This is a genomic window from Enterococcus sp. AZ140 (assembly GCF_051714405.1).
Lineage (GTDB): Bacteria > Bacillota > Bacilli > Lactobacillales > Enterococcaceae > Enterococcus_B > Enterococcus_B pernyi.
In genome coordinates this window covers 108,538-127,972 of sequence record NZ_JBIORU010000001.1, presented here as the reverse complement: position 1 = coordinate 127,972, position 19,435 = coordinate 108,538, and the positions used below count along the sequence as shown (strand labels likewise).

34 protein-coding genes are annotated in these 19,435 nt (G+C 40.3%); all 34 read right to left on the bottom strand.

What is annotated here, in order from left to right; genetic code table 11:
- Positions 1–19: 19 nt before the first annotated feature.
- A complete protein-coding gene (truA, locus tag IGJ39_RS00655) occupies positions 20–766 on the bottom strand; it encodes a tRNA pseudouridine(38-40) synthase TruA (protein WP_010734445.1) in 747 nt (248 codons plus the stop codon).
- A gap of 35 nt (positions 767–801) precedes the next feature.
- Positions 802–1,599, bottom strand: coding sequence for an energy-coupling factor transporter transmembrane component T family protein (locus tag IGJ39_RS00650; protein WP_019722576.1), 798 nt, complete (start codon positions 1,597–1,599; stop codon positions 802–804).
- Entirely contained in the window at positions 1,589–2,458 is an 870-nt protein-coding gene (locus IGJ39_RS00645; protein ID WP_010734447.1) for an energy-coupling factor ABC transporter ATP-binding protein, read from the bottom strand. The genes IGJ39_RS00650 and IGJ39_RS00645 overlap by 11 nt, the downstream gene beginning before the upstream one ends.
- Entirely contained in the window at positions 2,434–3,273 is an 840-nt protein-coding gene (locus tag IGJ39_RS00640; RefSeq protein ID WP_010734448.1) for an energy-coupling factor ABC transporter ATP-binding protein, read from the bottom strand. The genes IGJ39_RS00645 and IGJ39_RS00640 overlap by 25 nt, the downstream gene beginning before the upstream one ends.
- A gap of 268 nt (positions 3,274–3,541) precedes the next feature.
- Positions 3,542–3,922, bottom strand: coding sequence for a 50S ribosomal protein L17 (rplQ, locus tag IGJ39_RS00635; RefSeq protein WP_010734449.1), 381 nt, complete (start codon positions 3,920–3,922; stop codon positions 3,542–3,544).
- Between the two features lie 26 nt (positions 3,923–3,948).
- Positions 3,949–4,887, bottom strand: a complete 939-nt coding sequence (locus IGJ39_RS00630; RefSeq protein WP_005880735.1) for a DNA-directed RNA polymerase subunit alpha — start codon at positions 4,885–4,887, stop codon at positions 3,949–3,951.
- Between the two features lie 79 nt (positions 4,888–4,966).
- Positions 4,967–5,356: a 30S ribosomal protein S11 gene (gene rpsK / locus IGJ39_RS00625; RefSeq protein ID WP_010734450.1), complete on the bottom strand. Its 390-nt coding sequence runs from the start codon at positions 5,354–5,356 to the stop codon at positions 4,967–4,969.
- Between the two features lie 27 nt (positions 5,357–5,383).
- Positions 5,384–5,749 (bottom strand): 30S ribosomal protein S13, encoded by a 366-nt coding sequence (gene rpsM / locus IGJ39_RS00620; protein WP_010734451.1) that lies wholly within the window; start codon positions 5,747–5,749, stop codon positions 5,384–5,386.
- A gap of 17 nt (positions 5,750–5,766) precedes the next feature.
- On the bottom strand, positions 5,767–5,883 hold the full coding sequence (rpmJ, locus tag IGJ39_RS00615; protein ID WP_002288710.1) for a 50S ribosomal protein L36: 117 nt from the start codon (positions 5,881–5,883) through the stop codon (positions 5,767–5,769).
- 32 nt (positions 5,884–5,915) lie between these two features.
- On the bottom strand, positions 5,916–6,134 hold the full coding sequence (gene infA, locus IGJ39_RS00610; RefSeq protein ID WP_002288695.1) for a translation initiation factor IF-1: 219 nt from the start codon (positions 6,132–6,134) through the stop codon (positions 5,916–5,918).
- 190 nt (positions 6,135–6,324) lie between these two features.
- Positions 6,325–6,972, bottom strand: coding sequence for an adenylate kinase (locus IGJ39_RS00605; protein WP_010734452.1), 648 nt, complete (start codon positions 6,970–6,972; stop codon positions 6,325–6,327).
- A gap of 59 nt (positions 6,973–7,031) precedes the next feature.
- Positions 7,032–8,327: a preprotein translocase subunit SecY gene (secY, locus tag IGJ39_RS00600; RefSeq protein WP_019723012.1), complete on the bottom strand. Its 1,296-nt coding sequence runs from the start codon at positions 8,325–8,327 to the stop codon at positions 7,032–7,034.
- The gene (rplO, locus tag IGJ39_RS00595) at positions 8,327–8,767 is read right to left on the bottom strand and encodes a 50S ribosomal protein L15 (protein WP_010734454.1); all 441 of its coding nucleotides are present in this window, start codon (positions 8,765–8,767) and stop codon (positions 8,327–8,329) included. Before rplO ends, secY begins: the two co-directional genes overlap by 1 nt.
- A 48-nt stretch (positions 8,768–8,815) precedes the next feature.
- Positions 8,816–8,995: a 50S ribosomal protein L30 gene (gene rpmD / locus IGJ39_RS00590; protein ID WP_010734455.1), complete on the bottom strand. Its 180-nt coding sequence runs from the start codon at positions 8,993–8,995 to the stop codon at positions 8,816–8,818.
- A 14-nt stretch (positions 8,996–9,009) separates the two neighbouring features.
- Complete coding sequence (gene rpsE, locus IGJ39_RS00585) at positions 9,010–9,510, bottom strand: 30S ribosomal protein S5 (protein WP_010734456.1); 501 nt, start codon at positions 9,508–9,510, stop codon at positions 9,010–9,012.
- A gap of 20 nt (positions 9,511–9,530) precedes the next feature.
- Positions 9,531–9,887, bottom strand: a complete 357-nt coding sequence (gene rplR / locus IGJ39_RS00580) for a 50S ribosomal protein L18 (RefSeq protein WP_010734457.1) — start codon at positions 9,885–9,887, stop codon at positions 9,531–9,533.
- A 164-nt stretch (positions 9,888–10,051) separates the two neighbouring features.
- Entirely contained in the window at positions 10,052–10,588 is a 537-nt protein-coding gene (gene rplF / locus IGJ39_RS00575; protein ID WP_010734458.1) for a 50S ribosomal protein L6, read from the bottom strand.
- 31 nt (positions 10,589–10,619) lie between these two features.
- Positions 10,620–11,018: a 30S ribosomal protein S8 gene (gene rpsH / locus IGJ39_RS00570; protein WP_010734459.1), complete on the bottom strand. Its 399-nt coding sequence runs from the start codon at positions 11,016–11,018 to the stop codon at positions 10,620–10,622.
- 36 nt (positions 11,019–11,054) lie between these two features.
- The gene (locus IGJ39_RS00565) at positions 11,055–11,240 is read right to left on the bottom strand and encodes a type Z 30S ribosomal protein S14 (RefSeq protein WP_002356214.1); all 186 of its coding nucleotides are present in this window, start codon (positions 11,238–11,240) and stop codon (positions 11,055–11,057) included.
- An 18-nt stretch (positions 11,241–11,258) separates the two neighbouring features.
- The gene (gene rplE / locus IGJ39_RS00560) at positions 11,259–11,798 is read right to left on the bottom strand and encodes a 50S ribosomal protein L5 (protein ID WP_010734460.1); all 540 of its coding nucleotides are present in this window, start codon (positions 11,796–11,798) and stop codon (positions 11,259–11,261) included.
- Between the two features lie 28 nt (positions 11,799–11,826).
- Positions 11,827–12,135 carry a 50S ribosomal protein L24 gene (rplX, locus tag IGJ39_RS00555; protein ID WP_010734461.1) on the bottom strand — a complete coding sequence of 103 codons (309 nt, stop codon included), beginning with the start codon at positions 12,133–12,135 and terminating at the stop codon, positions 11,827–11,829.
- A gap of 36 nt (positions 12,136–12,171) precedes the next feature.
- Positions 12,172–12,540: a 50S ribosomal protein L14 gene (gene rplN, locus IGJ39_RS00550; RefSeq protein ID WP_010734462.1), complete on the bottom strand. Its 369-nt coding sequence runs from the start codon at positions 12,538–12,540 to the stop codon at positions 12,172–12,174.
- A 57-nt stretch (positions 12,541–12,597) separates the two neighbouring features.
- A complete protein-coding gene (rpsQ, locus tag IGJ39_RS00545; protein ID WP_010734463.1) occupies positions 12,598–12,864 on the bottom strand; it encodes a 30S ribosomal protein S17 in 267 nt (88 codons plus the stop codon).
- A gap of 24 nt (positions 12,865–12,888) precedes the next feature.
- Positions 12,889–13,077 (bottom strand): 50S ribosomal protein L29, encoded by a 189-nt coding sequence (gene rpmC, locus IGJ39_RS00540; RefSeq protein ID WP_002288664.1) that lies wholly within the window; start codon positions 13,075–13,077, stop codon positions 12,889–12,891.
- Positions 13,067–13,501 carry a 50S ribosomal protein L16 gene (rplP, locus tag IGJ39_RS00535; protein WP_010734464.1) on the bottom strand — a complete coding sequence of 145 codons (435 nt, stop codon included), beginning with the start codon at positions 13,499–13,501 and terminating at the stop codon, positions 13,067–13,069. Before rplP ends, rpmC begins: the two co-directional genes overlap by 11 nt.
- Positions 13,502–13,503: 2 nt before the next feature.
- The gene (gene rpsC, locus IGJ39_RS00530) at positions 13,504–14,160 is read right to left on the bottom strand and encodes a 30S ribosomal protein S3 (RefSeq protein WP_010734465.1); all 657 of its coding nucleotides are present in this window, start codon (positions 14,158–14,160) and stop codon (positions 13,504–13,506) included.
- 13 nt (positions 14,161–14,173) lie between these two features.
- Positions 14,174–14,521: a 50S ribosomal protein L22 gene (rplV, locus tag IGJ39_RS00525; protein ID WP_010734466.1), complete on the bottom strand. Its 348-nt coding sequence runs from the start codon at positions 14,519–14,521 to the stop codon at positions 14,174–14,176.
- A gap of 22 nt (positions 14,522–14,543) precedes the next feature.
- The gene (rpsS, locus tag IGJ39_RS00520; protein WP_010734467.1) at positions 14,544–14,822 is read right to left on the bottom strand and encodes a 30S ribosomal protein S19; all 279 of its coding nucleotides are present in this window, start codon (positions 14,820–14,822) and stop codon (positions 14,544–14,546) included.
- 42 nt (positions 14,823–14,864) lie between these two features.
- Positions 14,865–15,695 carry a 50S ribosomal protein L2 gene (gene rplB / locus IGJ39_RS00515; protein ID WP_010734468.1) on the bottom strand — a complete coding sequence of 277 codons (831 nt, stop codon included), beginning with the start codon at positions 15,693–15,695 and terminating at the stop codon, positions 14,865–14,867.
- A gap of 38 nt (positions 15,696–15,733) precedes the next feature.
- On the bottom strand, positions 15,734–16,024 hold the full coding sequence (rplW, locus tag IGJ39_RS00510; protein WP_002290449.1) for a 50S ribosomal protein L23: 291 nt from the start codon (positions 16,022–16,024) through the stop codon (positions 15,734–15,736).
- Entirely contained in the window at positions 16,024–16,647 is a 624-nt protein-coding gene (gene rplD, locus IGJ39_RS00505; protein WP_010734469.1) for a 50S ribosomal protein L4, read from the bottom strand. The genes rplW and rplD overlap by 1 nt, the downstream gene beginning before the upstream one ends.
- Before the next feature lie 27 nt (positions 16,648–16,674).
- Positions 16,675–17,304 (bottom strand): 50S ribosomal protein L3, encoded by a 630-nt coding sequence (gene rplC / locus IGJ39_RS00500; protein WP_010734470.1) that lies wholly within the window; start codon positions 17,302–17,304, stop codon positions 16,675–16,677.
- A 31-nt stretch (positions 17,305–17,335) separates the two neighbouring features.
- Complete coding sequence (gene rpsJ, locus IGJ39_RS00495) at positions 17,336–17,644, bottom strand: 30S ribosomal protein S10 (RefSeq protein WP_010734471.1); 309 nt, start codon at positions 17,642–17,644, stop codon at positions 17,336–17,338.
- A gap of 497 nt (positions 17,645–18,141) precedes the next feature.
- Positions 18,142–19,329, bottom strand: coding sequence for an elongation factor Tu (gene tuf / locus IGJ39_RS00490; RefSeq protein WP_010734472.1), 1,188 nt, complete (start codon positions 19,327–19,329; stop codon positions 18,142–18,144).
- Positions 19,330–19,435: the final 106 nt, after the last annotated feature.

The window sequence follows — 19,435 nt, the reverse complement described above, 5'->3', positions numbered from 1 at the left end:
AACGCTTTTTTCTTGTGTGCTATTCATATTTTACTTCGTATAGGTATAACCCTTCCGGATGAGCAGTCGGACCCGCTGCATTGCGGTCTTTTTTGGCAATGATTTCCGGCAGACAATCTTCTGGCAAACGATCGTTGCCTATTTTTAACAACGTTCCAACTAAAATGCGAATCATTTTATAAAGGAAGCCATCACCACGAAACGTAAACGTCAACTCATCGCCTGCTTCATTGACCTGTAAACTGGCTTCATAGATAGTCCGTACTTTATCTTCAATGGAACTTCCAGAAGCACAAAACGAAGTGAAATCATGCGTACCAAGTAAATCAGGCAATGCTCGTTCAATCTTTGCTACATCTATTGGATAAGGAAAATAGCTTGCATAATGTCTACGGAAGGGACTACGTGGTTTTCCGATATCTACTTTGAATTGATAGGTTTTTTCTTTCACTAGATAGCGTGCGTGAAAAGTTTCTGGCACAATCTCCACACTTTTTACAGCAATATCTTCTGGCGACTGCGTGTCTAACCCAAAACGCATACGTTCCAAAGGTCGCTCTTCTGGATAATCAAAGTGGATGACTTGCCCGATTGCATGAACCCCTGCATCTGTCCGTCCAGATCCAAAAATCGTGATTTCTTTTCCATTTGCCATCTTCTTTAAGGTTTTTTCCAGTTCTTCTTGGACCGTTCGTCCGTTAGGTTGTTTCTGAAAACCATTGAACTGGGTACCATCATAGGCAATGATTGCTTTATAGCGTACCATTCATCTTCCCCTGTTCTCATTCATCTTTGATAAGTTTAGCTACGGATAAACACTAGTACGATGGTCATAAGCCCAAAAGCAACCATAACAATAGTATCTTGTAAGTGCCAGTGAAGGATACGGTATTTTGTCCGACCTTCCCCACCTTGGTAGCCTCTTGCTTCCATCGCTGTAGCTAGATCTTCCGCACGATTGAAACTGCTGACAAATAGCGGAATCAGTAAAGGAATCACCGCTTTCATTTTTTGCACTAGACTTCCTTCGCCAAAGTCAACACCACGCGCGCGCTGTGCATTCATGATTTTTTCGGTTTCGTCCATCAATGTCGGCACAAAACGTAAAGCGATCGAAAGCATCAACGATACTTCATGTACTGGAAAGCGAACAACTTTCAATGGTCGTAACAAATATTCAATCGCATCGGATAATTCTAAAGGCGGCGTTGTCAGTGTCAATAAAGTGGACATAAAGATGATCAAAACAAACCGACAAAAAATAAATAGTCCGTTCATGACACCAAATTGAGTGATATTGAAAATCCCCCAACTCCAATACGTTTCTCCACCACTTGTAAACAGTACTTGTAAACCTACAGTGAATAGAATCAACCAGATCAACGGACGGATTCCTCGAATAAAGAATTTGATATCTACTTTTGACAAGAAAACAGCAAATAAAGTAAACACCGCTAATAAGGCATATGTCTGCCAGTTATTGGCTAAGAAGATAATGCCGATAAAATAGAAACTTGCCAATAACTTTGCACGTGGATCTAAACGATGGATAAATGAGTCTCCAGGCATATAACGACCAAAAATCAATTTATTCATCATGAGCAGTACCTCCCACCAGTTTGACCAATTGGTCCGCTAATGCGTCTGCAGTAATCGGCAATTCATCAAAATGGATGCCTTTTACACGTAGTTCCTCTGCAAACTCAGTGGCTGTTGGTACGCCTAACTGCCGTTCTTTTAACCATTCAAGGTGTTGGAAGACTTCTTTTGGTTCGCCGCACTTAACAATGCGACCTTTCTCCAATACATAAACAAAATCGGCATAGTTTGCCACATCGTCCATCAAATGGGTGACTAATACAATCGTGATTTGCTGTTCTTTATGCAAACGCCAGAACATATCCATCATTTCTTTTCTTCCTTGTGGATCTAACCCAGCTGTTGGCTCATCTAAGACGAGAACTTCGGGTTTCATAGCTAGAACACCAGCAATCGCTACACGTCGCATTTGACCACCTGACAGCTCGAAAGGCGAGCGTTCTAAATACGTCTCATCTAAGCCGACTTGCTCTAAGGTCTCCTTTGCCAGTAGAGTCGCCTCTTCCTCACTCACACCAAAGTTTTTTGGGCCAAACGCAATATCTCTTGCGACCGTTTCTTCAAACAACTGTGCCTCTGGAAATTGAAAAACAATACCGACTTTTTTTCGAATTGGTTTCAAATTTTTATTATCTGTATCTGGTTTGATCTGACGATCACCGATTTGGACAGTTCCTTCCGTCGGTTTGATCAACGCATTCAAATGCTGAAGCAAGGTGGATTTCCCACTTCCAGTATGACCCACTAATGCAGTGTAGCTGTTTTCTTTGATCAACAAGTCAATATCAAATAAAGCTCGTTGCTCGAATGGTGTATTCGGTTGGTACGTAAAGTTTACTTTTTCAAAACGGATGTCCATAACCAATCCACCATCCTTTCTTCTGTCATGTATTCTTTAGGCACTTCAATGCCACGTTCTTTCAAGGCACTTTTTAGTTTTTCGGGAAAAGGCAAATCTAAGCCTAGATTGATTAGTTCGGGGCCGGCAGAGAATATCTCTTTCGGTGTTCCTTCATTCACTAATTCGCCTTCTTTCATCACAAAAATACGATTGGCATTGGCTGCTTCATCAATATCATGCGTGATTGAAATAACGGTCAGTTGACTTTCCTCTTTGATTTCTTTGATCGTTGTGATGACTTCTTCACGACCTTCAGGATCTAACATACTTGTTGCTTCATCCAAGATGATGATTTCTGGTCGGAGGGCTACAACACCGGCAATCGCCACACGTTGTTTCTGTCCACCGGAAAGACGAACCGGTTCTCTTGTCGCAAAATCAGACATTCGAACTTTTTCAAGAGCATCTTTCACTCGAACGATCATTTCTTCTCGAGGAATGCCTTGATTCTCTAAACCAAAGGCCACGTCATCCTCTACTGTTGATCCAACAAATTGATTGTCCGGATTTTGAAAGACCATGCCGACTTTTTGGCGGATCGTCCATATATTCTCTTCATTTAGTATTTGATTACCAACTTTGACCGTCCCAGATTCAGGAAGGAGTAAGCCATTGATCGTTTTTGCAAGCGTTGATTTACCAGAACCATTGTGCCCGATAATCGCGATCCATTCTCCTTTATTGATCGTGAAAGAAACATCTTTCAATGCTGGTCGTAAATCTTCTGGTTGGTATTTGTAATTAATCTTTCCTAATTCAATAATCGGCTCCATAAGTACTCCCTCTTCATCCTAAAGTTCCTATTAACCCTATCAAAAAACTGCTTAGTTTTCAATCATTTCTGATTTTTAAAATGTTTTTTTATACCTTCAAGACTGTCTTGACAGTTAATTGAAGGTACAAAAAAACACTTTATGATGAGTGCATACTCCCCAAACGAATCGCTTGGGGAGCAGCGCTGAGCTAGACTCGGAATAAGTAACTTCCAACATCATAACACTCTAAAAGAATCATCCATAAAGTGATGTTATTAGTGTGATTTTAGACAAGTTCTAAGACAACCATTGGTGCTCCGTCTCCGCGTCTTGGTTCTGTCTTCAAGATACGAGTGTAGCCACCTTGACGTTCAGCATAACGAGGTGCAATATCGTTGAATAACTTTTGTAAAGCTGATTCGATAACGATTTCCTCATTTTCTTCACGCACGCTAGCAACTTCATTACGTACGAAAGCCGCAGCTTGACGACGTGCATGTAAGTCTCCGCGTTTGCCTAAAGTGATCATTTTTTCAGCAGTTGAGCGAACTTCTTTCGCACGAGCTTCTGTAGTCACAATACGTTCATTAATTAATAAGTCAGTTGTTAAATCACGCAACATCGCTTTACGTTGGCTAGATGTGCGTCCTAGTTTACGATAACTCACGTTGGTTTCCCTCCTTCGTAAAAGGTTTAATCTTCTTTACGTAAACCTAAACCTAAGTCATGCAATTTTGCTTTAACTTCTTCCAATGATTTACGTCCTAAGTTACGGACTTTGATCATTTCTGGCTCAGATTTATTCGTAAGTTCTTGTACAGTATTGATTCCTGCACGTTTTAAGCAATTATAAGAGCGAACAGATAAGTCTAATTCTTCAATCGTCATTTCTAACATTTTTTCTTTTTGTGTTTCTTCTTTTTCGACCATGATTTCAGCGTTTTTCGCTTCATCAGTTAGGTTGACAAAGATGTCTAAATGTTCAGTCATGATTTTTGCAGATAAACTCATTGCTTCCAATGGTTCGATTGAACCATCTGTCCAGATCTCCATTGTCAATTTATCAAAATCTTCACGATGTCCAACACGTGTGTTTTCTACTTGGTAGTTGACACGACGTACAGGCGTGTAGATTGAATCGACTGGAAGAACACCAATTGGCATATCTTCTTTTTTGTTTTCATCTGCTTGAACATAACCACGTCCTGGTTTCACCGTTAGGCGAGCATGGAACGTAGCACCTTCAGATACACTGCAGATGTACATATCTTTGTTAAGAATTTCTACCTCACTATCAACGATAATATCGCCAGCAGTTACTGTAGCAGGTCCGGTAATATCGATCTCAAGGGTTTTTTCTTCTTGACCATACATTTTCAGTGCTAAACCTTTAATGTTCAAGATGATTTGAGTGACGTCTTCTCTAACACCTTTGATGGTAGAGAATTCATGCAGTACACCATCGATTTGAATATTAGTGATGGCAGCACCTGGCAAAGAAGATAATAAAATACGACGTAGGGAATTCCCTAAAGTAGTCCCATACCCTCTTTCAAGAGGTTCAACGATGAACTTGCCATAATCTTTTTCTTCATCAATTTTTGCGATTCTTGGTTTTTCGAACTCAATCATTCTTATCTTTACCCCTTTCAAAACGAAAAGTGTCTTGTTCAATGACGTTACTAATAGAACTCAAAATGAGAGGCACTCATTAAACACGACGGCGTTTTGGAGGGCGGGCACCATTATGAGGAACTGGAGTCACGTCACGAATTGCAGTCACTTCTAAACCTGTTGCTTGTAATGAACGAATTGCTGCTTCACGTCCAGAACCAGGTCCCTTAACTGTTACTTCAACAGTTTTTAATCCGTGTTCCATTGCTGCTTTTGTAGCTGTTTCTGCTGCCATTTGAGCGGCAAAAGGAGTTGATTTTTTGCTTCCTTTGAAACCTAATGAACCAGCTGATGACCACGCTAAAGCATTTCCGTGAGTATCAGTGATCATGATGATTGTGTTGTTGAATGTAGAGTGGATATGTGCAATCCCAGCTTCTATATTCTTTTTCACACGGCGTTTACGATTCACTTTTTTTGCTACCATGAAGATTTAACCTCCTTCACTTAAGAATTATTTTTTCTTGCCAGCGATAGCGCGAGCTGGGCCTTTACGAGTACGTGCATTGTTTTTCGTGTTTTGTCCACGAACAGGCAATCCACGACGGTGACGGATTCCACGGTAAGAACCGATTTCCATCAAGCGTTTGATGTTTAAGTTCACTTCACGACGAAGATCCCCTTCAACTTTTAATTTATCTACTTCTGCACGGATAGCATCTGTTTGTTCATTCGTTAATTCACGAACGCGAACATCTTCAGATACGCCAGCATTAGCTAAGATTTGTTTCGCAGTAGTGTTACCAATACCATAGATATAAGTAAGTGAAACTACTACACGTTTATCACGAGGAATATCTACTCCTGCAATACGAGCCATATTTAGTGCACCTCCATTTATCCTTGACGTTGTTTATGTTTTGGATTTGCTGGGCAAATCACCATAACGCGTCCTTTACGACGAATTACTTTACAATGTTCACACATTGGTTTTACTGATGGTCTTACTTTCATGATAATACCTCCTGTAGTTTTACGGAGTACAATTATTTAAAGCGATAAGTAATACGGCCACGGTTTAAATCATATGGAGACAATTCAACCGTCACTTTGTCACCAGGTAGAATACGAATGTAGTGCATACGAATTTTACCTGAAACAGTAGCAAGAACTTGGTGTCCGTTTTCTAGTTCAACTTTAAACATTGCATTCGGCAAAGTTTCGACGACTGTACCTTCGACTTCAATCATATCTTCTTTTGCCACGCACAGTACCTCCTTGTACTTGTTTCGCATTTTCACACGATAAAATGGCGGAAACTGCAGTTCCCACCTCAAAATTCTCAAAATGGATCATCTAGAGGATTCTCTAGAAGTCGGACTGACATATTCTATCATAATTTATTGAACTTGACAAGAGTAACTGCTTAATGCAAGTCGGCTACGGGCAATCGTGCTATTTTTCAATGATTTTTTGGACATCAGTAAATACAGCATCGATTTCACGATCACCATCGATAGTGTGTAGCAAACCTTGTTCTTTATAATAAGCCAAGATTGGTTCACTATTTTTGATGTTGATAGCCAGACGATTTTTAACCGTCTCAGGTTTATCATCTTCTCTTTGATAGAATTCATGCCCACCACAACGATCACATGTGTCTTCAACTTTTGTAGGGTTGAAAATTTTATGGTAAGTTGCTCCACAGTTACGGCAAATGAAGCGGCCTGCTAGACGCTCAACCAAAACTTCTTCACCCACGTGGATATCGATGACAGCATCAATTTGTTTATTTAAATCTTTTAACATTGCATCTAGAGCTTCTGCTTGCTCGATTGTACGAGGAAAGCCATCTAATAAGAAGCCTTTCTCTGTATCGGGTTCTGCTAAACGCTCTTTTACGATTCCATTTGTTACTTCATCAGGAACTAATGCACCTTTATCCATATAAGACTTTGCTTCCAAGCCAAGAGCTGTTTCATTTTTGATAGCTGCACGAAACATATCTCCTGTTGAGATGTGAGGAATCCCATAAGCGTCAATGATTTTTTCAGCTTGTGTTCCTTTACCTGCACCTGGCAGCCCCATTAAAATGAGGTTCATTGCTTTCCCTCCTAATAAATGTGAGAACGTGTGTTGAGGAAAAACCTCAACACGCTTTCTTACTCAATAAAGCCAACATATTTACGTTTCAGCATTAAGCCTTCTAACTGTTTCGCAGTTTCTAAAGCCACACCGATCACGATCAACAGACTTGTACCACCTAATCCGATTGATTGTGGCAGATCCCAAACCATTTGAGCAATGATTGGTAATAATGCCACTAAACCAAGGAATAGTGCTCCGACTGTACTTAATCGCATCAATAAGCTTGAGACATACTCTTCAGTCCCCTTACCAGGGCGTACACTTGGTATATAGCTTCCTTGCTTTTGTAAGTTCTCCGCTAATTTCTCAGGGTTTACTTGGACAAAGGCATAGAAGAATGTAAATGCGACGATCAATACCGTATAAATCGTTGCGCCAGGCACCGTATTATAGTTAAAGATCTCCATCATTATTTTATACCAGTTTTCAGATCCGAAACGGCCACTTAACGCTTGTAACACAGCATTTGGTGTTGCAATAAATGAACTTGCAAAGATAACCGGAATTACCCCAGCAGCATTTACTTTCAACGGTAGATAACTACTTGTTGGCGCACCTGCTATACGTTTTGTGTACTGAATCGGGATCTTACGTTCAGCTTGTTGGAAAAATGTTACGAATGTCACGATTGCTAGAACCGCAACTAGTAAGATGGCAACGAAAATCGCAGATCTCCAGATATCGGAAGAATTGATATTTACGAAGTAATCTTCATAAATTTCACGTACACTTTCCGGTAATCTTGAAATGATCCCTGCAAAGATGATCATTGACACACCGTTACCGATACCTTTTTCAGTGATTTGTTCACCCAACCAAGTAACAAACATCGTTCCTGCAGTTAAGATCAAACCGATCGTTACATAAGTAGAGACATTTGGATTGTTGACAAAACCTAATTGAGCGTATTGGTTAAATCCTGCTGTGATACCGACAGATTGGATAAATGCCAATACTAACGTCAAATATCTTGTTGCCTGATTCAACTTTTTACGACCAACTTCACCTTGTTTCGACCATTCCACAAAACGTGGCACGATATCCATTTGTAATAATTGGATAACGATCGAAGCAGTAATGTAAGGCGAAACCCCCATCGAAAAGATCGAGAAGTTTTGCATTGCACTACCACTTACCAAGTTCAACATGTTGAAAAACGGTAAGCTAGATAGGTCTTGTAATGAGCTTGCATTTACGCCGGGAACAGTGATATGTGCCCCTAAACGAAAAACAAAGAGAACAAATACAGTAAAAAGGATTTTCGATCTAATATCTTTGACCTTAAAAGCGTCTTTTAATAGTTTAAGCATTAGATCACCTCAACAGAGCCACCAGCCGCTTCGATTGCTTCTTGTGCTGCTTTTGAGAATTTAGCTGCTTTCACAGTTAACTTTTTGTTCAATTCTCCGTTAGCTAAAACTTTGATTCCAGCTTTTTCGTTTTTCACGATTCCAGCTTCTACTAAAGCAACAGGAGTTACTTCAGCTCCGTCTTCAAAGCGATTCAAGACATCTAAATTAACGACTGCGTAGTCCTTACGGTTAACATTTGTAAATCCACGTTTTGGTAAACGACGGAACAATGGTGTTTGTCCCCCTTCGAATCCTAGACGTACACCACCGCCTGAACGAGCTTTTTGTCCTTTTTGACCACGTCCGGCAGTTTTTCCGTTACCTGAAGAAGTACCACGACCAACACGGTTACGTACTTGGCGTGAACCTTCAGCGGGTTTTAATTCATGAAGTTTCATAGGTTTGGCACCTCCTTAATTGTCCTAGTTCTTATTTTATTTGTTTAATTAAACTTCTTCAACGTCCACTAAGTGAGAAACAGTGTTGATCATGCCTTTGATTGCTTCATTAGCAGGCTTAACCACAGAACTGTTAATCTTTGTAAGACCTAACGCTTTAACAGTATCGCGTTGGTTTTGAGGACGTCCGATAATACTGCGTTTTAAAGTTACTTTTAATTCAGCCATTATGTTTGTCCTCCTTATCCGATTAATTCTTCCACTGATTTGCCGCGTAGAGCTGCAACTTCTTCAGCACGTTTTAATTGTTTCAAACCTTCAACAGTTGCGCGAACAACGTTGATTGGTGTGTTTGAGCCTAAAGATTTAGAAGTGATATCTGCTACCCCTGCTAATTCTAATACGGCACGAACTGGTCCACCAGCAGCAACCCCAGAACCTTCAACAGCAGGTTTCATTAGGATTCTACCACCACTAAAAGCACCGATTACTTCGTGTGGGATTGTTGAACCAACCATAGGTACTTCAACTAAGTTTTTCTTCGCATCTTCAATTGCTTTACGGATCGCTTCAGGTACTTCTTGTGCTTTACCAGTACCAAATCCTACGTGTCCGTTTTTGTCACCGACAACAACTAAAGCAGCAAAACGTAGACGACGTCCACCTTTAACAACTTTTGTTACACGGTTAATTGCAACAACGCGGTCTTCTAATTCCAAATGTTTTGGATCGATATAAACCATGAATGGTATTCCTCCTTCTTCTAAAATTCTAGTCCATTTTCGCGAGCAGCTTCAGCTAAAGCTTGCACACGGCCATGGTAAAGGTATCCACCACGGTCAAAGACTACGACTTTAATGCCTTTTTCAGTTGCGCGTTCAGCAACTAATTTACCGACAGCTTGTGCTGCTTCTGTTTTTGTTCCACCTGAAATTTCTTTATCCAAGGTAGAGGCACTTGCTAGCGTTACACCCGCTACGTCATCAATAAGTTGCGCGTAGATGTTTTTGTTAGAACGAAAAACGTTCAAGCGTGGGCGCTCAGCAGTACCAGAGATAGTGTTACGTACACGACGGTGTCTCTTTTGACGTGTTTTGTTCTTATCTGGTTTTGTAATCACAATTGTCACCTCTTTATTTTTATTTTTTCTACTGTCAGACAGTAGAAATGATCAGTTTTGAAAAAATAGAAGCTGCGGCACAAGTAAACTCTCTCTTAATGAAGAAATACTTCAGCAAAATCCTTTTTTCCTGCTGCTGGCTTCTATGAAATTTTTCGAAACGATTATTTACCAGTTTTACCTTCTTTACGGCGTACGAATTCGCCAACATAACGAATACCTTTACCTTTATAAGGTTCTGGAGGACGAGTACCACGGATGTTCGCAGCTAATTCGCCAACTTCTTCTTTGTTCGCACCCTTCACAATTACTTGTGTGTTAGATGGGACTTCAACAGTCACGCCAGCTGGTGGTGTGATTTCTACTGGATGTGAGTAACCAACGTTCAATACAAGTTTTGTTCCTTGCATTTGCGCACGGTACCCAACCCCGATTAATTCTAATCCTTTTTGGAAACCTTCACTAACACCTACAACCATGTTGTTGAAGTTAGCACGAGTTGTTCCATGGATAGTTTTCATTTCTTTACTGTCATTTGGACGAGTGAATGTCACTTCATTTCCTTCGATATTCATTTTGATATCAGCAGAAAATGTACGAGTCAATTCCCCTTTTGGTCCTTTAACTGTAACGTTGTTTCCATCTTGAGTGATAGTTACTCCTTCAGGGATCACAACGATCTTATTTCCAATACGGCTCACTTAAAGACACCTCCTTGTAGATTCTACTTGATTACCATACGTAAGCGATAACTTCGCCGCCGATGTTTTTCTCACGAGCTTCTTTATCAGTGACAACACCTTCAGAAGTCGAAATAATAGCGATACCTAAGCCATTTAAAACTTTTGGCACTTCGCCAGCTTTAACATAAACACGTAAGCCTGGTTTAGAAATACGTTTTAAGTTTGTAATAACACGTTCGCCGCTTTTACCGAATTTTAGGAAAACACGGATCACGCCTTGCTTGTCATCTTCGATATATTCAACATCACGGACGAAACCTTCACGTTTCAAGATTTCAGCGATGTCACGTTTAATTTTTGATGCAGGTACTTCTAAAGCCTCATGTTTAACCATGTTTGCATTACGGATACGAGTTAGAAAATCTGCAATTGGATCTGTCATGACCATTGAACTTTTACCTCCTTCTTATGCGAATTTACTTTTTTACCAGCTAGCTTTCTTCACGCCGGGAATTTGACCTTTATAGGCAAGTTCGCGGAAGCAAATACGGCAAAGATGGAACTTACGATAAACTGAATGTGGACGTCCGCAACGTTCGCAACGAGTGTAAGCTTGTGTTGAATGTTTTGCAGGACGTTTGTTTTTAGCAATCATTGATTTTTTAGCCACGTAGTTCGCCTCCTTTAATTATTTTTGGAATGGCATGCCTAATTGTGTCAACAACTCACGAGATTCTTCATCTGTGTTCGCTGTCGTTACAATGACGATGTCCATACCACGTACTTTATCTACTAAATCATAATCTACTTCTGGGAAGATCAATTGTTCTTTAATACCTAAAGTGTAGTTTCCACGACCATCAAAGGCTTTTTTACTTACACCATGGAAGTCACGTACACGTGGTAGAGAAACTGATACTAATTTATCTAAAAATTCGTACATTCTTTCTCCGCGTAAGGTAACTTTTGCTCCAATTGGCATTCCTTCACGTAAACGGAATCCAGCGATTGATTTTTTAGCTTTTGTGATCATTGGTTTTTGTCCAGTGATCAAAGTTAGTTCTTCAACTGCTTTGTCTAAGTTTTTAGCGTTTGATACCGCATCACCAACACCCATGTTGATGACGATCTTTTCAACTTTAGGTGTTTGCATAACAGAGCTATAGTCAAATTTTTCCATCAATGATGGAGTTACTTCTTTAAGATATTTTTCTTTTAGGCGGTTCATTCAGTAAGACCCTCCTTCCTTAAACTTTTTATTTATCTAAAACTTCACCGGTTTTTTTAGAAACACGGACTTTTTTTCCGTCTACTTCTTTGTAGCCAACTCGGCCAGCTACACCAGTAGAGTCGATGACCATCACGTTAGAAACGTGAAGTGGCGCTTCCATCTCAACAATTCCACCTTGAGGAGCAGCTTGAGAAGGTTTTTGGTGTTTTTTGATCATGTTCACACCTTCGACAACCACTTTATCCTGTTTAGGAAACGCTGCTAATACAACGCCTTCTTTGTTTTTGTCTTTACCGGTGATCACTTTAACTTTATCGCCTTTTTTAACAAACATAACTGTTTCGCACCTCCTTTGTTAAGTGTCTCAAGATTATAAAACTTCTGGTGCTAGAGAAACGATCTTCATGAAGTTGTTTTCACGTAGTTCACGTGCAACTGGCCCAAAGATACGTGTTCCACGAGGGCTTTTATCATCACGAATAATCACTGCAGCATTTTCATCAAACTTGATATATGAACCGTCTGCACGACGAGCTCCTGATTTTGTACGAACGATAACGGCTTTAACGACGTCACCTTTTTTGACAACCCCACCTGGCGTTGCTTGTTTAACCGTAGCAACGATCACATCACCGATATTCGCAGTTTTGCGACCAGATCCGCCAAGGACTTTGATCGTCAAAATTTCACGTGCGCCTGAATTATCAGCGATTCTTAAACGACTTTCTGCTTGGATCACGTTGTGTATCCTCCTTTCAGATTTTGCATTCAATCTATATAGGAAAATCTCGTGTTATTAGATAATAACTGCTTCTTCGACTATTTCCAACAAACGGAAACGTTTTGTAGCTGATAATGGACGAGTTTCCATAATTCTCACGATGTCGCCAACTTTTGCTGTGTTGTTTTCATCATGTACTTTGTACTTCTTAGAATAGTTCATACGTTTACCGTAGATAGGGTGGTTTTTCTTTGTTTCGACAGCAACGGTAATTGTTTTATCCATTTTGTCTGATACCACGCGACCTTGATAAACTTTGCGTTGATTTCTTTCTTCAGTCATACGCTTAATGGCCTCCTTCCATAATTACTTAGCTTGTTCACGCAAAACTGTTTTGATGCGTGCAATCGATTTACGTACTTCTTTAATACGTGCAGTGTTTTCTAATTGACCTGTTGCTAATTGGAATCTAAGATTAAACAATTCTTCTTTTAATTGTTTTTCTTGATCAAGCATTTCGGCAGTGGTTAATTCTCTGATTTCTTTAACCTTCATTCGATTCACCACCCATTTCCTCACGTTTTACGATCTTAGTTTTCATTGGTAATTTGTGAGAAGCTAAACGTAATGCTTCACGAGCTACTTCTTCAGAAACGCCTGCAATTTCAAACATGATTTTACCACGTTTTACTGGTGCAACCCATCCTTCAGGAGCCCCTTTACCTTTACCCATACGAACGCCGATCGCTTTAGATGTATATGATTTATGAGGGAAAATTTTGATCCATACTTTCCCGCCACGTTTCATGTAACGAGTCATAGCAATACGAGAAGCTTCGATCTGACGGTTTGTGATCCAGTGTGATTCAACAGCTTGTAAGCCGTATTCACCGAATGCTACTTCTTTTCCGCCTTTTGCTTCACCACGCATTTTTCCGCGGAATTCACGACGGTGTTTTACACGTTTAGGTACTAACATGTTTATTTCCCTCCTTTCTCAGTGTTTTTTTTAGTTGGAAGAATTTCTCCACGATAGATCCACACTTTAACTCCTAGTTTTCCGTATGTTGTATCTGCTTCTTCCCATGCGTAATCAATATCCGCACGCAAAGTGTGAAGAGGAACTGTTCCTTCTGAGTATCCTTCTGAACGAGCGATATCCGCACCGTTTAGACGTCCAGATACTTGAGTTTTGATCCCTTTAGCGCCAGAACGCATTGAACGTTGGATCGCTTGTTTTTGAGCGCGACGGAATGCAACACGGTTTTCTAATTGACGTGCAATTCCTTCACCTACTAATTTAGCATCTAAATCTGGTTTTTTGATTTCCACGATGTTGATATGGATTCTTTTACCAGTTAATTTGTTTAATTCTTTTCTTAGGTTTTCGACTTCAGATCCGCCTTTACCAATAACCATACCTGGTTTAGCTGTGTGGATTGAAATGTTTACGCGGCCAGTTGCGCGTTCGATTTCAATTGTTGATACAGCAGCATCAGCAAGTCTAGTTGAAATAAATTTACGGATTCTTAAATCTTCGTGTAAGAACTCTGCATACTCTTTTTCAGCAAACCATTTTGCATCCCAGTCGCGGATGATGCCTACACGCATTCCAATTGGATGTACTTTTTGACCCACAGATTATCCCTCCTTATTTTTCTGATACGACTACCGTGATATGACTTGTACGTTTGTTGATTGGTGAAGCTGAACCTTTTGCACGTGGACGGAAACGTTTCATTGTTGGTCCTTCGTTAACAAATGCTTCAGATACTACCAAGTTCTCAACATCTAAGTCAAAGTTGTTTTCTGCATTTGCAATTGCTGACATCAATACTTTCTCGATGATCCCAGCAGATTTGTTTGGTGTGAATTTCAAAATTGAAATTGCATCCGCAACACTTTTACCTCTGATAAGGTCAATTACTAGACGCGCTTTACGAGGTGAAGTGCGAACTGTTTTTGCAGTTGCTTTAGCTGATGTGATTTGTTCTGCCATTTGCTTTTATCCTCCCCTCGAATTAGCGTCTCGTTTTCTTGTCGTCAGCGACATGCCCACGATAAGTTCTAGTTGGTGCGAATTCACCTAATTTGTGTCCTACCATATCTTCTTGGATGTAAACTGGTACGTGTTTACGTCCATCGTATACTGCGATGGTATATCCAACAAAACTTGGGAAAATTGTCGAACGACGAGACCAAGTTTTGATTACTTTTTTCTTTTCGGCCCCTGCTTGAGCTTCAACTTTACTCATTAAATGCTCATCAACGAAAGGCCCTTTCTTTAAACTACGACCCATGGTGAACCTCCTCTCAAAATGTGCGACACATGGTCAAAGTAATTATTTATTTTTACGACGAACGATAAGTTTGTCTGATTTAGCTTTCTTGTTACGAGTTTTGTAACCAAGAGCTGGTTGACCCCAAGGAGAAACTGGAGCTTTACGTCCGATTGGAGCTTTACCTTCACCACCACCGTGTGGGTGATCGTTCGGGTTCATTACGCTACCACGTACAGTTGGGCGTTTACGCATCCAACGAGAGCGGCCAGCTTTACCAATATTGATAAGTTCGTGTTGTTCGTTACCTACAGAACCGATTGTTGCACGGCATGCAGCTAAGATCATGCGAACTTCACCAGAGTTTAAGCGGATCAATACGTATTTGCCTTCTTTACCAAGTACTTGAGCACTTGTACCAGCAGAACGGATCAATTGTCCACCTTTACCAGGTTTCATTTCAATATTGTGGATCACAGTACCAACTGGAATGTTTTCTAAAGGAAGAGCATTTCCGACTTTGATATCTGCTTCAGGACCTGAAACAAGTTTCATTCCAACTTGTAGTCCTTTTGGTGCTAAGATGTAAGCTTTCACTCCATCTTCATAATGTACTAACGCGATGTTAGCTGAACGGTTTGGATCATATTCGATCGTTTGAACAGTAGCAACAACGTTGTCTTTATTACGTTTGAAATCGATCACGCGGTATTGGCGTTTGTGTCCGCCACCTTGATGACGTACAGTGATGCGGCCGTTGTTATTACGTCCAGCATGGTTTTTCAATGGCTGTAACAATGTTTTTTCAGGTGTTGATGTTGTGATTTCAGCAAAATCAGAACCTGTCATGTTACGACGGCCATTTGTGGTAGGTTTGTACTTTTTAATCGCCACGTTTTCCCCTCCTAATTTAATCAGTTATCGAGTGTTGCTTATTCAGCAGCTTCGAATAATTGGATTTCTTTTGAATCTTCAGTCAATGTAACGATCGCTTTGCGACGTTTTTTTGTATATCCTGCATATTTGCCCATACGTTTGAATTTCGCACGTACGTTCACGATGTTCACGTTTTTGACTTTCACGTCAAAAGCAGCCTCAACCGCTTGTTTTACTAAAGTTTTGTTTGCGCGTGTGTCTACTTCGAAAGTATATTTCTTGTCATCCATGGCAAGCATTGATTTCTCAGTGATCACTGGGCGTTTGATTACGTCTAGTAAGTTCATTATGCAAGCACCTCCTCAATTTGAGTAAGAGCAGTTTGTGTTGCTAAAACTTTTGTATTTGATACAACATCTAGAACACTAACGTTGTCAGAAGTTACTACAGAAACGTTTGATAAGTTACGTGCAGATAAAGCTGCAAAGTCGTTACCAGGTTCTAGTACAACCAATACTTTAGAGTCAATAGATAATTTAGCAAGAACTTCTTTGAATTCTTTTGTTTTTGGTGCATCAAAGCTTAATCCTTCGATTGCTACCAAGTTGTTTTCTGCAACTTTTTCTGATAATACAGATTTCATTGCTAAACGACGAACTTTTTTAGGAAGTTTGTAGCTGTAAGAACGTGGTGTTGGTCCGAAGACTACGCCACCTCCACGCCATTGCGGTGAACGGATTGATCCTTGACGAGCACGACCAGTTCCTTTTTGACGCCATGGTTTACGGCCACCGCCTCGAACAGCGCTACGGTTTTTAACCGCATGTGTTCCTTGTCTTAATGATGCGCGTTGCATAACGATTGCGTCGTAAACAACACTTTCATTTGGTTCAATTCCGAAGATTTCTTCGTTAAGAGTGATTTCACCGTTTTGGCTTCCATCTTGTTTGAATAATGCTACATTCGGCATTCCTTAGTTCCTCCTTTCTTCCTACTATTATTTAGCTTTCACAGCTGATTTGATAGTGATTAATGATTTTTTCGCTCCAGGAACGTTACCTTTGATCAAGATTACGTTTCTTTCAGCATCTACACGTACAACTTCCAAGTTTTGGATAGTTACGCGGTTGCCACCCATACGGCCAGCAAGACGTTTGTTTTTGAATACACGGTTAGGTGCAACTGGACCCATTGACCCAGGACGACGATGGTAGCGAGAACCGTGAGCCATTGGTCCGCGGCTTTGGCCGTGACGTTTGATAACCCCTTGGAATCCTTTACCTTTCGTAGTACCTGTTACATCAATAATGTCTCCTGCTTGGAAAACATCAACTGTAATTTCTTTTCCTACTTCATATTCTCCTAGCTCAACATTTTTGAATTCACGAATGAAGCGCTTAGGAGCCGTGTTTGCTTTTGCAACATGACCTTTCGCAGGTTTGTTTGATAAAACTTCACGTTTGTCTTGGTAACCAACTTGAATAGCTTCGTAGCCATCAGTTTCCATTGTTTTTACTTGTAGTACTACGTTTGGCGTAGCTTCTACAACAGTAACTGGAATTAATTCGCCAGATTCAGTGAAGATTTGTGTCATTCCCACTTTTTTCCCTAAGATTCCTTTGGTCATGAGTACACCTCCATTATTATTAGTTTAGTTTTTATAGTTTGATTTCGATGTTAACACCTGATGGTAAGTCAAGCTTCATTAAAGCATCAACTGTTTTTGGTGTTGGGTTCACAATGTCGATAAGACGTTTGTGTGTACGCATTTCGAATTGTTCGCGTGAATCTTTGTATTTGTGAGTCGCACGAATAACTGTGTAAAGACTGCGTTCAGTTGGTAATGGAATTGGACCAGAAACGCCAGCTCCAGTTCTTTTTGCAGTTTCCACGATTTTATCCGCTGATTGATCTAAAATACGGTGTTCATACGCTTTTAAACGGATACGAATTTTTTGTTTTGCCATCTTGTTCCCTCCTTCGCCTATTTTGAAAAGTAGACATAGCTCCACGAAAATTTCCGTCACGCTCGTTCGTGGCAAAGCGTCCGGGCGTGTCGCAACCTCTCGTTTCTTAGCCGACAAAATCATTTTGATTTCGTCTGTGCCATTCACCTAAAGTAAACGCACCTTTGTCATTATAATATATCTAAATTCACAACGCAAGGTTTTTTTGCTGTAAAAAACAATTTATTTTCATAAATTTTCATTCAATTAAAAAAAGAGAAATCCTTCTCTTTTTTATAGAAGGATTTGTTGTTTTTCCTTTCAATTTCCATTCGCCTATTTAGAGGAAAAAGACAGTTCACTACATATTAAGAATATTTTTGGATATTCCTCTCTTTCATAGCCTCTCCTCTAATCAATTGTCTGCTGAAATAAAAAAAGTTCGAGGCAAAGGATCAAGATCCTTACCTCGAACTTCAACGTCCGAATAAATGTTACTTTGTTAGGCTTAAAATGAATTAAGCTTTGATTTCTGTAACGACACCGGCACCAACTGTACGTCCGCCTTCACGGATTGAGAATTTAGTACCGTTTTCGATAGCGATTGGGTGGATTAATTCAACTTCCATTGTTACGTTGTCGCCAGGCATAACCATTTCAGTTCCTTCTGGTAATTCAACAACACCAGTTACGTCAGTCGTACGGAAGTAGAATTGTGGACGGTAGTTAGTGAAGAATGGAGTATGACGTCCACCTTCTTCTTTAGTCAACACGTATACTTCTGCAGAGAATTTTGTATGAGGTGTGATTGTACCTGGTTTAGCTAAAACTTGACCACGTTGGATGTCTTCACGTGAAACACCACGTAATAACGCACCAATGTTATCGCCTGCTTCAGCGTAGTCTAATAATTTACGGAACATTTCAACACCAGTTACAGTTGTTTGAGCTGTTTCTTCTGCGATACCAACGATATCGATAACGTCACCAACACGAACTTGTCCACGTTCAACACGTCCTGTAGCAACAGTACCACGACCAGTGATTGAGAATACGTCCTCAACTGGCATCATGAATGGTTTGTCGTTATCACGTTCTGGAGTTGGGATATATTCGTCAACTGCAGCCATCAATTCAAGAATTTTTTCTTCGTATGAAGCGTCGCCTTCTAAAGCTCTTAAAGCTGAACCAGCGATTACAGGAACATCGTCACCAGGGAATTCGTATTCTGTTAATAGGTCACGAACTTCCATTTCAACTAATTCAAGTAATTCTTCGTCATCAACCATATCTACTTTGTTCAAGAATACAACGATGTATGGTACACCAACTTGACGAGATAATAGGATGTGTTCACGAGTTTGAGGCATAGGGCCGTCAGCAGCAGAAACAACTAAGATTGCTCCGTCCATTTGAGCAGCACCAGTGATCATGTTTTTAACGTAGTCCGCGTGTCCTGGGCAGTCAACGTGAGCATAGTGACGTGCGTCAGTTTCGTACTCAACGTGAGCTGTTGAGATAGTGATTCCGCGTTCGCGTTCTTCAGGAGCACCATCGATTTGATCGTAAGCCATTGCTTGGCCGCCGTTTTTCTTAGATAGTACAGTTGTGATTGCAGCTGTTAAAGTTGTTTTACCATGGTCAACGTGTCCGATAGTACCAATGTTAACGTGTGGTTTCGAACGGTCAAATTTTTCTTTTGCCATTTTAAAATATCCTCCCTAAAATTACAGTTTAATTTTTATTTGTCTGATAGGTATGTGATAGACAAAATTGCCGATCACATGCCCGTATCATCAAAAGTTATTTTAC

Coding starts and splice junctions, on each gene's coding strand:
- IGJ39_RS00630 (WP_005880735.1), bottom strand. CDS start 4,887: ATGATTGAGTTCGAAAAACCAAGAATCGCAAAAATTGATGAAGAAAAA.
- IGJ39_RS00640 (WP_010734448.1), bottom strand. CDS start 3,273: ATGGAGCCGATTATTGAATTAGGAAAGATTAATTACAAATACCAACCA.
- rplD (WP_010734469.1), bottom strand. CDS start 16,647: ATGCCGAATGTAGCATTATTCAAACAAGATGGAAGCCAAAACGGTGAA.
- rplV (WP_010734466.1), bottom strand. CDS start 14,521: ATGGCAGAACAAATCACATCAGCTAAAGCAACTGCAAAAACAGTTCGC.
- IGJ39_RS00645 (WP_010734447.1), bottom strand. CDS start 2,458: ATGGACATCCGTTTTGAAAAAGTAAACTTTACGTACCAACCGAATACA.
- rpsH (WP_010734459.1), bottom strand. CDS start 11,018: ATGGTCATGACAGATCCAATTGCAGATTTTCTAACTCGTATCCGTAAT.
- rpsJ (WP_010734471.1), bottom strand. CDS start 17,644: ATGGCAAAACAAAAAATTCGTATCCGTTTAAAAGCGTATGAACACCGT.
- secY (WP_019723012.1), bottom strand. CDS start 8,327: ATGCTTAAACTATTAAAAGACGCTTTTAAGGTCAAAGATATTAGATCG.
- rpsQ (WP_010734463.1), bottom strand. CDS start 12,864: ATGACTGAAGAAAGAAATCAACGCAAAGTTTATCAAGGTCGCGTGGTA.
- truA (WP_010734445.1), bottom strand. CDS start 766: ATGGTACGCTATAAAGCAATCATTGCCTATGATGGTACCCAGTTCAAT.
- rpsE (WP_010734456.1), bottom strand. CDS start 9,510: ATGGTTTATATCGATCCAAAACATTTGGAATTAGAAGACCGCGTTGTT.
- rpsK (WP_010734450.1), bottom strand. CDS start 5,356: ATGGTAGCAAAAAAAGTGAATCGTAAACGCCGTGTGAAAAAGAATATA.
- rpmD (WP_010734455.1), bottom strand. CDS start 8,995: ATGGCTGAATTAAAAGTAACTTTAAAACGCAGTATTATCGGACGTCCT.
- rpmJ (WP_002288710.1), bottom strand. CDS start 5,883: ATGAAAGTAAGACCATCAGTAAAACCAATGTGTGAACATTGTAAAGTA.
- rplX (WP_010734461.1), bottom strand. CDS start 12,135: ATGTTTGTTAAAAAAGGCGATAAAGTTAAAGTGATCACCGGTAAAGAC.
- rplO (WP_010734454.1), bottom strand. CDS start 8,767: ATGAAACTTCATGAATTAAAACCCGCTGAAGGTTCACGCCAAGTACGT.
- rplW (WP_002290449.1), bottom strand. CDS start 16,024: ATGAACTTACTAGACGTAATCAAACGCCCAGTGATCACTGAGAAATCA.
- rplE (WP_010734460.1), bottom strand. CDS start 11,798: ATGAACCGCCTAAAAGAAAAATATCTTAAAGAAGTAACTCCATCATTG.
- rpmC (WP_002288664.1), bottom strand. CDS start 13,077: ATGAAGGTTAAAGAAATCAGAGAATTAACCACTGCCGAAATGCTTGAT.
- rpsM (WP_010734451.1), bottom strand. CDS start 5,749: ATGGCTCGTATTGCAGGAGTAGATATTCCTCGTGATAAACGTGTAGTA.
- IGJ39_RS00650 (WP_019722576.1), bottom strand. CDS start 1,599: ATGATGAATAAATTGATTTTTGGTCGTTATATGCCTGGAGACTCATTT.
- IGJ39_RS00605 (WP_010734452.1), bottom strand. CDS start 6,972: ATGAACCTCATTTTAATGGGGCTGCCAGGTGCAGGTAAAGGAACACAA.
- tuf (WP_010734472.1), bottom strand. CDS start 19,329: ATGGCAAAAGAAAAATTTGACCGTTCGAAACCACACGTTAACATTGGT.
- rplP (WP_010734464.1), bottom strand. CDS start 13,501: ATGTTAGTACCTAAACGTGTAAAACACCGTCGTGAATTCCGCGGAAAA.
- rpsS (WP_010734467.1), bottom strand. CDS start 14,822: ATGGGTCGTAGTTTAAAGAAAGGGCCTTTCGTTGATGAGCATTTAATG.
- rplC (WP_010734470.1), bottom strand. CDS start 17,304: ATGACCAAAGGAATCTTAGGGAAAAAAGTGGGAATGACACAAATCTTC.